Origin of the sequence: Paenibacillus qinlingensis (assembly GCF_031455095.1) — a bacterium.
In the GTDB taxonomy this organism is placed as follows: Bacteria; Bacillota; Bacilli; order Paenibacillales; family NBRC-103111; genus Paenibacillus_E; species Paenibacillus_E qinlingensis_A.
In genome coordinates this window covers 1-15029 of sequence record NZ_JAVDSB010000032.1, presented here as the reverse complement: position 1 = coordinate 15029, position 15029 = coordinate 1, and the positions used below count along the sequence as shown (strand labels likewise).

The 15029-nt window shown below is 45.0% G+C and carries 14 protein-coding genes; 11 read left to right on the top strand and 3 right to left on the bottom strand.

The features are described from left to right. The first annotated feature begins 51 nt into the window (after nucleotides 1-51). Nucleotides 52-738 carry a DUF421 domain-containing protein gene (locus J2736_RS33520; RefSeq protein ID WP_310502861.1) on the top strand — a complete coding sequence of 229 codons (687 nt, stop codon included), beginning with the start codon at nucleotides 52-54 and terminating at the stop codon, nucleotides 736-738. Between the two features lie 11 nt (nucleotides 739-749). Here J2736_RS33520 and spoVB read toward each other — a convergent pair whose 3' ends face one another. Further along, complete coding sequence (gene spoVB / locus J2736_RS33515) at nucleotides 750-2342, bottom strand: stage V sporulation protein B (protein WP_310502860.1); 1593 nt, start codon at nucleotides 2340-2342, stop codon at nucleotides 750-752. A 129-nt stretch (nucleotides 2343-2471) separates the two neighbouring features. On the opposite strand from spoVB, the gene J2736_RS33510 reads away from it, so the two are divergent. From J2736_RS33510 to J2736_RS33465, 10 genes are all read left to right on the top strand, one after another. After that, the gene (locus J2736_RS33510; protein ID WP_310502859.1) at nucleotides 2472-2756 is read left to right on the top strand and encodes a post-transcriptional regulator; all 285 of its coding nucleotides are present in this window, start codon (nucleotides 2472-2474) and stop codon (nucleotides 2754-2756) included. 99 nt (nucleotides 2757-2855) lie between these two features. After that, the gene (secD, locus tag J2736_RS33505; RefSeq protein ID WP_310502881.1) at nucleotides 2856-4088 is read left to right on the top strand and encodes a protein translocase subunit SecD; all 1233 of its coding nucleotides are present in this window, start codon (nucleotides 2856-2858) and stop codon (nucleotides 4086-4088) included. Then, nucleotides 4078-5004, top strand: coding sequence for a protein translocase subunit SecF (gene secF / locus J2736_RS33500; RefSeq protein ID WP_310502858.1), 927 nt, complete (start codon nucleotides 4078-4080; stop codon nucleotides 5002-5004). The genes secD and secF overlap by 11 nt, the downstream gene beginning before the upstream one ends. Nucleotides 5005-5069: 65 nt before the next feature. Next, nucleotides 5070-6023, top strand: coding sequence for a cation diffusion facilitator family transporter (locus J2736_RS33495; RefSeq protein WP_310502857.1), 954 nt, complete (start codon nucleotides 5070-5072; stop codon nucleotides 6021-6023). A gap of 63 nt (nucleotides 6024-6086) precedes the next feature. Continuing rightward, nucleotides 6087-8504, top strand: coding sequence for a single-stranded-DNA-specific exonuclease RecJ (gene recJ, locus J2736_RS33490; protein ID WP_310502856.1), 2418 nt, complete (start codon nucleotides 6087-6089; stop codon nucleotides 8502-8504). Between the two features lie 28 nt (nucleotides 8505-8532). Continuing rightward, nucleotides 8533-9045: an adenine phosphoribosyltransferase gene (locus tag J2736_RS33485; RefSeq protein ID WP_310502855.1), complete on the top strand. Its 513-nt coding sequence runs from the start codon at nucleotides 8533-8535 to the stop codon at nucleotides 9043-9045. A gap of 171 nt (nucleotides 9046-9216) precedes the next feature. After that, the gene (locus J2736_RS33480) at nucleotides 9217-11403 is read left to right on the top strand and encodes a RelA/SpoT family protein (RefSeq protein WP_310502880.1); all 2187 of its coding nucleotides are present in this window, start codon (nucleotides 9217-9219) and stop codon (nucleotides 11401-11403) included. A gap of 24 nt (nucleotides 11404-11427) precedes the next feature. Continuing rightward, nucleotides 11428-11868 carry a D-aminoacyl-tRNA deacylase gene (gene dtd, locus J2736_RS33475; RefSeq protein WP_310502854.1) on the top strand — a complete coding sequence of 147 codons (441 nt, stop codon included), beginning with the start codon at nucleotides 11428-11430 and terminating at the stop codon, nucleotides 11866-11868. 31 nt (nucleotides 11869-11899) lie between these two features. Then, complete coding sequence (locus J2736_RS33470) at nucleotides 11900-12118, top strand: hypothetical protein (protein WP_310502853.1); 219 nt, start codon at nucleotides 11900-11902, stop codon at nucleotides 12116-12118. A 149-nt stretch (nucleotides 12119-12267) separates the two neighbouring features. After that, nucleotides 12268-14217, top strand: coding sequence for an FAD-dependent oxidoreductase (locus J2736_RS33465; RefSeq protein ID WP_310502852.1), 1950 nt, complete (start codon nucleotides 12268-12270; stop codon nucleotides 14215-14217). Nucleotides 14218-14317: 100 nt separating this feature from the next. On the opposite strand, the gene J2736_RS33460 is transcribed toward J2736_RS33465, so the two are convergent. Further along, the gene (locus J2736_RS33460) at nucleotides 14318-14641 is read right to left on the bottom strand and encodes a hypothetical protein (RefSeq protein WP_310502851.1); all 324 of its coding nucleotides are present in this window, start codon (nucleotides 14639-14641) and stop codon (nucleotides 14318-14320) included. A gap of 191 nt (nucleotides 14642-14832) precedes the next feature. Further along, the coding region (locus J2736_RS33455) for a hypothetical protein (RefSeq protein WP_310502850.1) at nucleotides 14833-15029 on the bottom strand (197 nt) is incomplete at its 5' end.

Genomic DNA, 15029 nt, shown 5'->3' with positions numbered 1-15029 from the left:
ACCAGTGAACTCCGAGAACGAGCTAGAGCTTGAGAATCAGGGAGGAAACCGATGGATATTCTGACCATTTTTTTGCGTACGGTGCTTATCTATTTTGTCGTATTTCTCATGTTACGTATTATGGGGAAAAGGGAGATTGGTAAGCTTTCGCTATTCGATCTTGTCATTTCGATCATGATTGCGGAAATTGCTGTGTTTGTGCTTGAGGATGCGAAGAAGCCCCTTATGTCAGGCCTATTACCTATGGGGACTTTGGTGCTCATTCAAGTTGTCATTGCCTTTATTACGTTAAAAAGCCGCACGATTCGTGTGCTTTTCGACGGGAAGCCGAGTGTTCTAATTAATAAGGGAATGATCAATCGGGATGAAATGAAGAAGCATCGTTATAATCTAGATGATCTGATGCTGCAATTAAGACAGAATAAAATTATGAATGTGGCCGATGTGGAATTTGCGATTCTGGAGCCTTCGGGGAAATTAAGTGTCCTTGAAAAAGATAAAAACGAAAAAGAGGCAGAAGCGAGTGAAACGAAGTTAAAAGACACAATTCGCTACGAAGGTCTGCCGCTGCCGCTTATTATGGACGGTAAAGTGCAAGACGATAATTTAGAAAAAATAGGTCAAACGAGGTTTTGGTTGAAAAACCAGCTCCAAGAAAAGGGAGCGCGAGACTTTAAAGAAATATTCTACTGTTCAATTGATCATCGCGGTAGAATGTTCCTTGATCGGAAGCGGTAAGCCGCCGCGCATTAACGTATAATTTTTTTTCCCATATTCATTACACGTCCAATATCTTTAAGACTGATGAGTCGGAAAAGTGTGATGAAACAGATATAGGAGATTATCCCCAGAAGTAAAGAGGAGACAAAACGAATCCAAGTCAGGGAAACCCATGGAGTATACATGATGAGATAGCAGACGATTCCAGAAAGCAGCATGGCGACACCGATTTTCCCGAAGCTGCTGCCCTCCATTTTGAACTTAAGTAGTCGAACGACACTACTCCAATGAAGTAAAGTAACCAAAACAATATTCACATTTATCGCGAATACGGCCCCATTAATCCCCATTTCAGGCTTACTGGCTAACCAGTAAATCAAGATTAACTTCACAGTAGAACCGATTAGGGTGTTCACTAACGCTGCACCAGGCTTGTTTAAAGCTTGCAAAGCAGATTGCAACGGGGCTTGAAAATAAATGAAAATGGCGATCGGTGCCATCATTTTCAGCATAACACTGACATCAGGTTGATTGTACATATACGTACAAATCGGTTCAGCAAGCACAAACATCAAGACTGCGAATGGGGCACCTGTCACTAAAGCGAGCTTCAGGGATTGATGCAAACGCATATGGATAGTTTTGAGATCTTTTCGTGCAGCCGCCTCACTTAAGGAGGGAACGAGAGAGACGGACAAGGACATGGTGAGAGCACTCGGCAGAAGGATGATGGGAATAATCATACCTTGTAGAGCTCCATACTGAGCCGTTGCTAGCGAAGTGGTTATACCTGCAATAGCTAAGCTTTGAGCGATTAAGATCGACTCAAGTAGGTAGGAGCTGGCGCCGATGAGTTTACTCCCTGTAATCGGAATGGAAATGCGTAAAATTCTACGTAAATTGGAGAAACGACCTACTGTTTTTTTTGATCCAATTATGGCTAAAGGAGACTTACGTGCCTCTTTCTTATCCCATCGGAAATGAATGGCCAATACAGCTAGTCCGCCTATTTCACCTGCCAATACGCCGATCATCGCACCTGCCGCCGCATATTCAATTCCATAAGGGATCATCATATAAGAACAGACGAGCACCATGACAATCCGAATCAACGTCTCCATAATTTGCGAGGTTGCCGTAGGAATCATATTCTGTCTGCCTTGGAAATAACCGCGATACACGGCGGAGACGCCAATGATAGGGATCATGGGACTCATACATAAGAAGGTGTAATACACACGGGAGTCTGTTAGCAAATGTGACGTAATCCATGAGGCCCCTAGAATACAGATAAGTGTAAAAATGAAGCTTAGGGATATCGTGATGGCTAGCGATATGCGCAAAATACTGCGAATCCGGCTCTCATTCTTCTCTGCCTCCGCTTCCGCGATTAGCTTGGCAATGGCAACGGGAATGCCTCCGGTAATAATGGTTAAAATCACGGACAGGAAGGGCCAGCCCATTTGATAAATGCCAATGCCTTCCGCTCCGATTACGCGGGGTAATGTCATTCGGGGTATGAAGCCCAGTATGCGATTCAAAATGCCTGCGGCGAGCAGGATCATTGTACCTCTTATAAACGACTGCTTGGTCACTGCCATACCCTCTTCCGATAATGTCATACCTATGACTATGCGCGAGCTGGCCAAGCTCATGCTAAGATTTTATGGACGAGGGTGTATTTGGCAGGAAAACGTGAGGTGTATCTCGAATGATAAAGCCAACAGGTAAAACCTTTAGGAGGATCCCCCATGAATGACGCACAGGATAACGGAAGTGAAGAAGAGCAGCCAGGGCTTTCGGATAACGAACTGAATGAAATCATCGAAAGCTTATGTTTGAGTAAGGTAGAGGAGTTTATACTTCTCGGATATGAGCATGTTACCGGCAAAGATATATGGGATTGTGTAAGTGATAAGTATCGTAAAACAGGGATGCCCTCTCTTCATCAAATCGTAAATGACATTTTGTCCCTCAAATCTACAGCGTTTATGAACTGGATGACGATTAGTATGTATAGAGGAGCCCAGTTCTAAGAATGGGCTTATTTTTCATGAAACGACTTAAATTGACTCGTTTTTCAGACCTGAGTATAATAGGCATATTGAGTATTGAAGGGAGACTAGCAACAGATGCTGGATTGGAAAAGAATTTCGTTCTTTTTTCTAACGGTTGTCATTGTTCTTGGCGCAGTTGGAATAACGAGCCCTGGGCTTGTAGATCGTATTAAGCTTGGATTGGATTTAAAAGGCGGTTTTGAAATGTTGTACACCGCAGAGCCGTTAACGGCAGGACAGCCCCTTACGAAGGAAACGCTTACGGAAGCTGCAAAAAGTCTTGCTAAACGTGCCGATTCCCTTGGCGTCGCTGAGCCTGAGGTGTATACGGAAGGATCAGATCGTATCCGTGTACGTCTTGCTGGTGTGGAAAATGAGGAAGAAGTTAGAAGCTTATTATCCAAACCTGCTGTTCTTACATTCAGAGGTCCGGATGGAACGGTTTACATGAATGGAACTGATTTTGTTGAGAACGCAGCGAAAGTTAGCTACGATCCGAATACAAAGCAGCCGATCGTTGAAATCAAGATGAAGAGCAGAGAAAAGTTTAAAGAAGTTACGACCAAGCTTACCGGTAGTACGTTATCCATTTATTTGGATGAAAAATTGGAGTCTTCAGCTTCTGTTAATTTTCCAATCGACAGTGACTCTGCGATTATTACGCAAACAAGTGTTGCGGGAGCAACTAGTGTAGCAAAAATGATTAATTTAGGCGCAATGCCGCTCAAATTAACTGAAAAATACATACAACGTGTTGATGCTACTTTGGGTAAAGCTTCCTTGCATGAGACAGCAAGAGCGGGGCTAATCGCTTCCATCTTAATCTTCTTGTTCATGGTGCTTTACTACCGTATCCCTGGTTTGGTAGCAGCATTCACTTTGATAACGTACGTTTGGGTATTATTAGCCATCTTCGACTTTATGAATGCCACGCTGACATTGCCTGGTATTGCTGCCCTTGTCTTAGGTGCAGGGATGGCCGTTGATGCGAACATTATCACTTACGAACGAATTCGTGAAGAAATCCGTGCAGGTAAGAGTATTCTTTCATCCTTGAAAGCAGGGACGAAGCATTCCTTCCGTACAATTATGGATGCGAACGTAACGAATTTAATCGCAGGTATCGTGCTTTATTATGTAGGAAACGGTGCGATTCGCGGATTCGCAGTTATTACGATGATGAGTATTATTATCAGTATCTTAACGAACGTTTTGTTCTCCAGATGGCTGCTACATCTTATTATCCGAGGTAATTTGCTGAAAAAGCCAAGTTATTTCGGTGTGAAGGAGGCAGACATCCGTGGACTCTAAGAAAAAATATGATTTTGTAAAACATCGCAATCTCTATTTCATCATCTCGGCTGTCATTCTGATCGCTGGGTTAATCGTTATTTTAACTTCGAGCATGAATTTTGGTGTCGATTTTAAAGCAGGGACGAATATTGACCTTGTTGTAGGTAAACAATTGGATAGCGCTAAAGTTGAGGAAATCTTGCATGGTTTGAATACTAGCGGCGACGTGAAGTCCAAATATGCAGATCCTACAATTGGCGGTAACAATAGTGACCGCGTGTCGATCCGTTTCGATGACGTGCTAGACGATGCGACAGTCGATAAGATCCAAAAAGCTTTTGCAACAGCTTATAGTGCAGAAGTATCAAAGGAAATTAACACGGTTGATCCACAACTAGCTAAAGAATTGTTGAAGAAAGCCGTATACGCAATTGCTATTTCTAGCGTATTGATTTGCCTGTATGTCAGCATCCGATTTGAATGGCGTTTTGCTTTAGCAGCGATTATCGCCATTTTGCACGATGCGTTCATCGTTATTGCGATGTTTGCCATTTTCCGTTTCGAAGTAAACCTGCCGTTCCTAGCAGCTGTTCTTACAACGATCGGTTATTCCATTAATGACAAGATCGTTATTTTTGACCGAATTCGTGAGAATCTTCGATTCGCTAAGCTCAAAACAGATGCTGACCTTGTTGCTTTAGTCAACGATAGTATCTGGCAAACGATGGCACGTAACATCAATACCGTACTCGTCGTGTTAATTGCCGCAGGATGTATCTATCTGTTCGGCAGCGAGTCGATTAAATTGTTCGCTTTGGCGAAGTTAATCGGTCTAACAAGCGGTGCTTACTCTTCCGTCTTCATTGCTTGCTCCTTGTGGTATTTGTTCAAAAGAAACTCCTTAACACGTTCTAAAAAGAAAGTTGCAGCGTAATAACCATAATAACCGGCCGCGTGATTGTTGCGCGGCCTTTGTATCCGTTCAGGGGGTATGTCCACATGAATGATGAGGGTTTTCAAAAGACAGAATACGGATTTTGGGGAGGTATGATCGTCCTTTCTGTGCTGGCTTGCCTATTGGGCATGATCGGTTTCAAGGCAAACAGTCTGTCACTGGTCGCAGCCGCGGCACAGTCGGCGGCAGGAGCTTGCTTACTAGCAGACGCTGGCAACAGAATAAGGTCGATGAGCGTGCAGTTGGCGGGTACATCGATGGGAGGATTAGATAAGCAACTGTCAGTCGGTTCGATTTTACTCATCGTACTGATCTTCGTAATTGGGGCTGAATTAGGGATCCTATCCATCAAATCCGTGTTCAATCCTACTGAGTTTAATTCGACGATTATGACATTGGCTAATCTTGTTTTCTTGCTGCTCGCGAAGGAAGCGATGTTCCAATTCTTGCGCAGGCTCGGCAAACAAGCTGGCACTGAGGAATTTATTGCCAATGCACGAAGACGCCGTTCCGATATATACTCATCTATTGTGGTCGTGGCAGGCGTTGTCCTGTCGATGCTAGCACATGCCGCAGGATCTACCGTTTATTCCTATGTGGATGCCTTAACTGGACTTATCGTTGCTTTTTTAATAGGTAAAATAGCTTATTCGTTGATCGGCAAAAGTGTATCAACCACAGCTGTGAAAATACTTCACGAAGAGGAAACTGCTGATTTTGTACAAACCGTTCAAAAGATTCATGGTGTGATTACAGTGGATGATTTGAATGCGAGAGAACATGGTCATTATGTTGTCATCAACGTGACGATCAGTGTGAATCCTAGACTTTCTGTTTGGGAGGGGCATGAGGTGTCGAAGAAAATAAAGCAGCAGCTGATGAAACAGTATCATCATGTGACACATGTGTTTACTCATGTGAATCCTTATGATGCAGGTTATCCCTATAAGCAACAAGCAGATGTGGAAGCAAGTGAGCTGCCGGCTGTGTTACACTAATTTATTGTTTTCGAAGTTTACGTAACGTGATTTTCTGAGGAAAACGCAAGGAGGAACCACCAAGTGCTAGCACCGAAGGCAAGATGGAACATTGGAAATGCGGATGAAGCGCTTGTTGAAGAGTTTGTTCGAGAGCTGCAGTTGGATCCTTTAGTTGCCCGTATTCTAGTGTTGCGAGATATCCGCAATGTGTCTGAGGCTAAACAATTTATGCAAGGTGGCGTTGGCGATTACCACGATCCGTATCTATTGGACGGAATGTTGCCCGCTGTAGAGCGAATTCGCAAAGCGCTGCACAATAACGAATTGATTCGTGTTTACGGCGATTACGATGCAGATGGTGTCAGCAGTACGTCTTTAATGGCACATTTGTTGCAAGGATTAGGGGCAAATTTTGATACCTACATTCCTCATCGGATTCGCGAAGGGTATGGATTGAATCGTGCTGCAATGGACTTGGCGAAGGAGCAAGGTGTGCAGCTGCTGATCACCGTGGATACGGGAATTAGCGCTGTGCAAGAGATCGCCTATTGTCATGAAATCGGCTTGGATGTTATTGTGACGGATCATCATGAGCCGCCAGAAGTATTGCCTGATGCCTTAGCGGTCATCAATCCTAAGAAGCCTGGCTGTCCTTACCCATACAAGCTGCTAGCAGGTGTAGGTGTTGCTTTTAAGCTTGCCCATGCGCTGTTAGAGCGGTTTCCAGAAGAGCTTCTAGAATTCGCTGCGCTTGGAACAGTTGCCGATCTTATGCCCCTCACGGGAGAGAATCGGCTGCTTGTGAAGATGGGCCTCGCTCGCATGCAAGATTCCAGCTATGTTGGATTTCGTTCCTTGATCGGTGTGTCGGGCATTGAAAGGAAAGAGATTACTGCCGGGCATATCGGTTTCTCGCTGGCTCCCAAAATTAATGCGAGTGGCCGGTTAGAAGCGGCTGATATTGCAGTAAAGCTCCTTACGACCACGGATGAAAAAGAAGCGGAGCAAATTGCCTTCGAATTGGATATGCTGAATAAGGAGCGTCAACAAATCGTCGAAGATATGGTCCAAGAAGCGTTCGCTATGGCTGAGGAACAGCGGGCGAAGGGCTTGGATAAAGTGATTGTCGTTGCGAAAGAAAACTGGAATGTTGGCGTCGTTGGGATTGTAGCTTCCAAGATTGTAGAGAAATTCTATCGACCAACGCTTGTGCTGAGCATTGATCCGCAGAAAGGCATGGCCAAAGGCTCTGCTCGATCGATAGCAGGCTTTGATCTGCACAAGGCGCTGACAGCATGTAAGGATCTCCTCGACCACTATGGCGGGCATCAAGCTGCGGCTGGGATGAGCCTAGAGAGCGGTCATTTGGAAGCCTTTTCCATTCGATTAAATGAGCTGGCAGAGGCAACACTGACAGAGCAAGATTACATTCCCGTTTTAAAAGTAGATAATGCGTGCAGTCTTGCAGATGTCCCTATTGCTAGTATTGAAGGGCTTGAATTGCTTGCCCCATTTGGGATGGGGAATCCTTCGCCGAAGTTCATGTTTACGGAATTAGGACTTGAGGATATTCGAACCATGGGGAAGGAAAAGCAGCATCTCAAGCTAGGGCTCTCGCAAGCGAAAGATGAGGTTAGCTGTACGGTTGAAGCTGTAGGCTTTGGGAAAGGGAATTTAGCAGCGCTAATTGCGCCCTCAGCCAAAGTGGATGTCTTAGGTGAGCTGTCGATTAACGAGTGGAACGGTGTTCGAAAGCCGCAAATCATCATGCAGGATCTGCGTATCCCGCATACGCAAGTATTCGATTGGCGAGGCACCGGGCAGTTGCATCTGAAGCTTGCAGCGCTCTCGGGTAACCTTTCAGGGGGACCTGCTGCGACACTGCGCTCACCAGGAGTTGTGCTCTTTGACGAGGCAGATGTCGTTCTGTATCAGCCAACAGCAGCTCAAGTCGGAGAACAGGTGCCTTATTGGATCGTGCAAGAAGACGGTCCTGTAAGGCCGGGGAATGAGGCAGCTGCTGCAATCGCGTTCGAGGAGCTGCAGGATGTCATTTTGTACACGTTGCCGCGTCGGATTGAGACCTTGAAAGAGGTGCTCCAACAGGCGAAGGGCATGATGCGATGCTATCCCGTTTTTGCAGAACTTGGGCAAGATAGTGGGAATACGTTACCTTCCCGGGACATGTTCAAGATGCTCTATGCTACTCTGCAGAAGGAGAAATCGCTCCAACTTCAAGATACCAGAATGATGACGTCTTTTAGTAAACGTTCAGGTCTTTCACTTGGCATGATTCATTTTATTATATCTGTCTTCGAAGAATTAGAATTTATCGTAAAACATGATAATATGGTTACATTGAGTGCCGCTCCGGCCAAAAGAGATTTAACAACATCACGATTGTACCAGCATCGATTGCATCGTCAAGAAGTTGAAGCCATTGTCATGTACTCTTCAGCGAAAGAGCTGGAGCAATGGATCGCTGATCACATACTATAAAAAAGAGTTAACATTGGAGGAAATAATAATGAATTTCAAAGATTATATTCGCGTTATCCCGGACTTCCCACAGCCAGGTATTCGTTTCAAAGATATCACAACGCTGTTGCAGAATGGTTCTGTTTACAAAGAAGCGATCGAGCAAATGAAACAACTGATTCAAGACAAAGAAATCGACGTAATTGCAGGTCCGGAAGCACGCGGATTTGTGATTGGAGCTCCTCTAGCGACAGCATTAGGGGTTGGCTTTATTCCCATTCGTAAAAGCGGCAAATTGCCTGGTGAAACGATCGAAGCTGATTATGCGCTTGAATACGGCAAAGATAAACTTGCTATGCACAAAGATGCCATTAAGCCTGGACAAAAAGTGCTGATTGCCGATGATTTGCTAGCAACAGGCGGTACGATTCAAACTTCCGTTGATTTGATTAAACAGCTTGGCGGAGAAATTGTTGGAGCTGCTTTCTTAATCGAGCTTACTTACTTAGATGGCCGCAGTAAATTTGATGGTATTGATGTTGTATCTCTTGTTCAATATTAAGATAGGTTGGAGAATCGAAGGTTCGTTATTCGATTCTCTTTTTCATAGCCATTTATGGAGTTTTCAGCAACAATGATGCATTTTGTCGAATGCTTGTACGCGAATAGTTGACGAGGGGCCTGACTTGCAGGCATAATGAATAAAAATCGACTAAAGGGAATGGGTAGATGCATGGGTATAGAGCAGCTGCTGGAAAAGGCCGCCACCTATCTGAAAGAGAATGATTTGCAGAGGATTCGGGAGGCCTATGAATTCGCGGACGAAGCCCATCATGGCCAAGTACGCAAATCAGGTGAGCCCTATATTCTGCATCCACTTGCTGTGGCAGATATATTGGTGAATATGCAGATGGATGTCACTTCGGTGATCGCTGCACTTCTGCATGATGTGGTTGAAGATACGACAGTTTCTTTGGAAACGGTTCTAGATAAATTCGGAAAAACGTGTGCAATGCTTGTTGATGGTTTGACGAAGCTGGAGCGCATTAAGTTCAAATCCAAAGAAGAGCAGCAGAATGAAAATTATCGCAAAATGTTCGTGGCTATGGCACAGGATATTCGCGTTATTTTGATTAAGCTGGCAGATCGTCTGCACAATATGCGGACATTAAAGTATCAATCAGAAGAAAGTCAACGCCGCATTGCGGAAGAAACGTTGGAAATCTTCTGCCCGATTGCTCATCGTCTGGGTATTTCCACGATCAAATGGGAGATGGAGGACATTGCCCTCCGCTATTTGAACCCGCAGCAATACTATCGGATCGTTAATCTCATGCAGAAGAAGCGAACTGAGCGTGAGCAATATATTGAAGATGTCATTCACAGCATTAAAGAGAAATTGGATGAAATGGGGATTCAGGGAGATATTTCTGGAAGACCTAAGCATCTGTACAGTATTTACAAAAAAATGAGCTCCCGCGGCAAGCAATTCAACGAAATTTACGATCTTATGGCCCTGCGTGTCATTGTTGACGGCATTAAGGATTGCTATGCTTCTTTGGGAATCATTCATACATTATGGAAACCGATGCCTGGCCGCTTTAAGGATTATATTGCGATGCCGAAGCCGAATATGTATCAATCCTTGCATACGACTGTGATTGGGCCGAAAGGTGAGCCGCTTGAGGTTCAGATTCGGACCTGGGAAATGCATCGGACATCCGAATTCGGGATCGCTGCACATTGGGCATACAAAGAAGGCGGTTCAGTTGTTCCATCCGGTACCTTCGAAGATAAGATGAGCTGGTTCCGCGAAATTCTGGAGCTTCAACATGAAACCAACGATGCGTCTGAATTCATGGAATCCATGAAGATGGATTTCTTCTCAGATCTAGTTTTCGTCTTTACGCCAAAAGGGGAAGTCATCGAGCTTCCAGCAGGCGCAGTTCCGTTGGATTTTGCTTATCGGATTCATACAGAGATTGGGAATCGTACCATTGGTGCCAAAGTCAATTCGCGGATTGTTCCGCTCGATCATAAGCTCAAAACCGGCGATATCATTGAAATTCTAACTTCCAAGCATTCCTATGGTCCAAGTCAGGATTGGATCAAGATCGCACAGTCCTCCCATGCTCGCAGTAAGATTAAGCAATGGTTTAAGAAAGAGAAGCGTGAAGAGAACGTTGAAAAAGGCAAGGATATGATTGAACGTGAGCTTAAACGCTTAGCGATTGATCCTCCAACCTTAATGAGCGATGATAAAATGCTGGAAGCGGCGAAGAAGTTTAATTTTAGCGATATTGAAGACATGCTCTCAGCCGTGGGCTTTGGCGGCATTACAGCGGCTCAAATCTGTACGAAACTAACAGAGAAGCTGCGTAAGGAAGCAGAAGAAGCCCAAATGATTAAGTTGAGCAGCGAAGTGAAAGAGGTCAAAGCGCCAGCTTCTACGGAACGCAAGAGCCGTCCGACCAATGGCGTTCGCGTTAAAGGTGTAGATAACTTGCTTGTACGTTTTGCTCGATGCTGCAATCCAGTGCCCGGTGATTTCATTATCGGTTATATTACACGTGGACGAGGTGTGTCTGTGCACCGCTCAGATTGCACCAACATTCCGACGAGCATGGGCGAAGAAGAACGGGTAATTGAAGTGGATTGGGCGGAAGCGGTTGAATCCAATTTCAATGTGGAGATTGAGATCACCGGCCATGATCGCCGCGGTTTCTTAAACGAAGTGCTCCAAGCTGTATCCGAGAGCAAGACGATGATTTCAGCTGTATCTGGACGTTCGGATAAGAACAAAATGGCTACGATCCATATGACGATTTTAATTAAAAATATCGATCATCTACAGTCTGTTGTAGAAAAAATAAAGCGTGTCAAAGATATATATTCGGTTCAACGGATTATGCAGACCTAGCAAGAATAAGGGGATTTAAGAACGATGAGAGTAGTCGTACAGCGTTGCAAACGTGCCGAAGTAACCGTTGATGATCAAATCATCGGTCGCATTGGTCAGGGGCTAATGCTGCTAGTTGGCATTACTCATGAAGATACCGAACAAGATGCCAAGTATTTGGCAGATAAAGTGGCGGGCCTAAGAATTTTCGAAGATGAAACGGGGAAAATGAATCTTTCTGTCATCGAGACAGGAGGGGCCATTTTATCGGTATCCCAATTTACTCTGTACGGAGATTGTCGTAAAGGAAAGCGTCCGAATTTCATGTCAGCGGCACGACCCCAACAGGCGGAGCCGCTGTATCATCAATTCAATGCAATGCTAAGAGAGCAGGGTTTACAGGTTGAAACGGGCGCCTTTGGTGAAATGATGGATGTTTCCTTAACCAATTGGGGACCTGTTACGCTAATTATCGATAGCAAATAAGGGTTAATGCTTCGGATAGGGAGACCGACCGATGGTTATACTACTAAAGTATAAACTAGCGGTTAGGAGCTTACAGATGCGTCAATCCGTCAAAGAAAAAATGATGACTGCCCCCGTTCAGCAATTGTTCCATACCTCCATGGAAGAACGGATGAGTCAAGCTTCCGCACTCGCGGATGTTGAAATAAGTGCAGAATTCACCTCTGATCTTGAAAAAATGAAGAGTATACCCAAAAAATCTTATCGGTAATTCATAAAACCACGTGTGTGCTGTACGTCAGCCCTGCGTGGTTTTATTTGTGAAACGGGCATAATTTCTCTACCACTACAAAATGTGGTAAACTAGCCTATGGAATTATTGTATGACAAGCAGGAGATAAGGTGGGTGCTTACGTCGTAATGGCAAATTCAAATCGCAACAAATCCACATCCAAAGGATGGCTCTGGTTGATGGTGACCTTGATTGTACTTACGCTGCTGGCTGCAACGGCTGCTATGTATTATCAATATAATCACCACAAGGGCGCCAAAGGACATAGTGGGCAGCAAGAAGCCCTTGAAGAAGTGAAATCGGTTAAAAAGGCGAAAGACGCCTATGATGTCATTGTCGTTGGTACGGATCCAGAAGGCGTAGCGGCTGCGGTTTCCTCAGCACGGAATGGTTTGAGCACATTGCTTGTTGACGGTCGAAATCGTGAGATTCTAGGCGGTTTAATGACGCTAGGCTGGATCAATTCCCTGGATATGAATTATTCCACAAGTAAAACCTTGCTGGGTAAGGATGATGTGTGGAACAAAGGTTATTTCTCGGAATGGTATGCCAAAACCGAAGGGGATTCCTTCGATGTTCATACAGCGGCGAATGCCTTCTATGACGCAGTAAAGAACGAAAAGAATATCGATGTTTTGATGAAAACGAAGAAGATTGAGCCGATACTTTCGCAGAATAAAAATGCGGTGCAAGGCGCGACTATAACACTTGAAAATGGCAGTACCCAAGTTATTAAAGCAGCATCTGTTATTGATGCGACACAAGATGGTGATTTCGCTGCGGCAGCAGGGGTTCCTTTTACAATGGGCCATGAGGATATTGGGGATCCTAAGTCGAAGATGGCTGTTACACTTGCCTTTCGTTTGAAGAACGTTACGCCTGAGGTATGGAAATTGATGGCTAATCGCTTGAACGGGGATGACAATCCAGGCACAGGTGTAACGGATGTCAGCGTGTTCGGATACAGCGAAATGAGCAATTATCCTGCCCTCAACAAGGATAGAGCCAAAATGAGAGGCCTCAACATGGGGCGGCAAAATGACAATACGGTGCTCATTAATGCTTTGCAAATTTTTGGTGTAGATACCTTTGATCCGAAATCGGTTCAAGAGGCATTTGATATTGGGAAAAAGGAATTGCCTAATATCGTCGCTTATATGCAGAAAACGTTCCCTGAATTTTCTTCCATTGAGCTAGATGGCTCCGCACCTGAGTTGTATGTGAGGGAAACCCGTCACATGCAAGGGGAATACCGCTTGACGATCGTCGATGTTTGTACAAATGCCGATCAGTGGGATCGCATCGGCTTTGGATCTTATCCTGTCGATATTCAGCGTATTTCACCAACGGACTCCGGTAATGTGGTGTGTAAACCTAAGCAATACGCAGTTCCTTTCCGCAGCATCGTTCCACAGAAGATTGATGGTTTGCTCGTCGTTGGTAGAGCAGCTAGCTATGATACACTTCCGCACGGAAGCGCACGTGTTATGCCAACAGGCATGGCGGAAGGAGAGGCAGCAGGGGCGGCAGTGAGCTTGGCCAAAGCCGAGAAGATGACGTTCCGTCAACTTTCAGCGTCCAAAGATATGATCGCGAAGCTGCAAGCTCAGCTCAATAAACAAGGCATGGAAGTTCAGCCCATGACCATTAAGCCCCAATCTTTCATGGAGCATAAGGCATACGAGGGTCTGAAATCAGCCATGATGCTTGGCTTGGCATCTGGTGCTTATGATAATAACTTCCGTCTAGATGACGCGGCTAATCCGAAGCGAATGGTCAACGTGGTTGGCGGGGCACGGAAGATGAAGCCGGAGGCATTTGCAGGCGATGTCAATCAAGCCATTGCTAAGCTGGATAATGCGGACAAAATTCCGCTTACCCTTGATCAAGCGAGCTATACGTTTGCACAAGCACTTGGCATCAAAGCTACAGCGGTTGAAGCGCAAGCGAAGCTCATTGAGGCTAAACTGCTAACCGCAGCAACGGTTAACGGAATTGCTGATAAACAAAAATTAACCAATGGCGACACCTATATGTTGATTCGTGACGTTAAGCTCGGTTTAACAGGTAAGCCATAAAGTAGAACCAATAAAGAGCCTTATTGCCGCAATGGATGTGGCTGTAAGGCTCTTAGTTTGTAGTTGGCGCTGAGAAATAAGTTGAAGGCGGTTACAATTCTTAGTCTGCGTCAGCAGCTTCTTCGTCAGCTTCAGCTTCTGCGGATTCCTCAGCGTCTTCCTCATCGGCAGCTTCTGCTTCCTCGTCCGCGGATTCTTCACTCTCAGCTTCCTCAGCTTCGACTTCATCCTCATCAGCAGCTTCTTCTTCCTCTTCTTCTGACTCGTCAGAAGCATCCGTATCCGATTCTTCAATGGCCTCTTCTTCGGCTGCTTCTTCGTTAGCTACTTCATCGTCAGCAGCTTCGGCTTCGGTTTCGGATTCCTCAGAGAAAAGCACCACGAGATCTTGTCGTTCCTCTTGAAACTCGTTTTGTAGTGTCATTGTTACAGCCTCCAGATGTAATATTCAAGGCCATCTGCCTTGTTGTACATGTATATGTGAAAATGGCGTGAATATACGAATGAAACGAAATGAAAATGCTTGAAATTAACCGAGATTTTGGCGTAATCAAACTGTAATACGAGCTTCATGTTCCTTTAATCTATGATGGATATACTTATAGACGACCCCCTTTAAAATATAAACTTTTGAAAGCCTGCTGCCCCGTGCTGCAGGCTATTTTCTTTGAGTCGATGAAATCGACGACTTGCGAGAGCGGGGGCGGGGGCGCCGCCTTTTCTTGTGCCGTAACTCGAATTTTGAGACTGTCGATTAATTATTTTGAGGGGTCCCAATTCCGTTAAATAGCTGAGAATCGATCTGCCAAGTC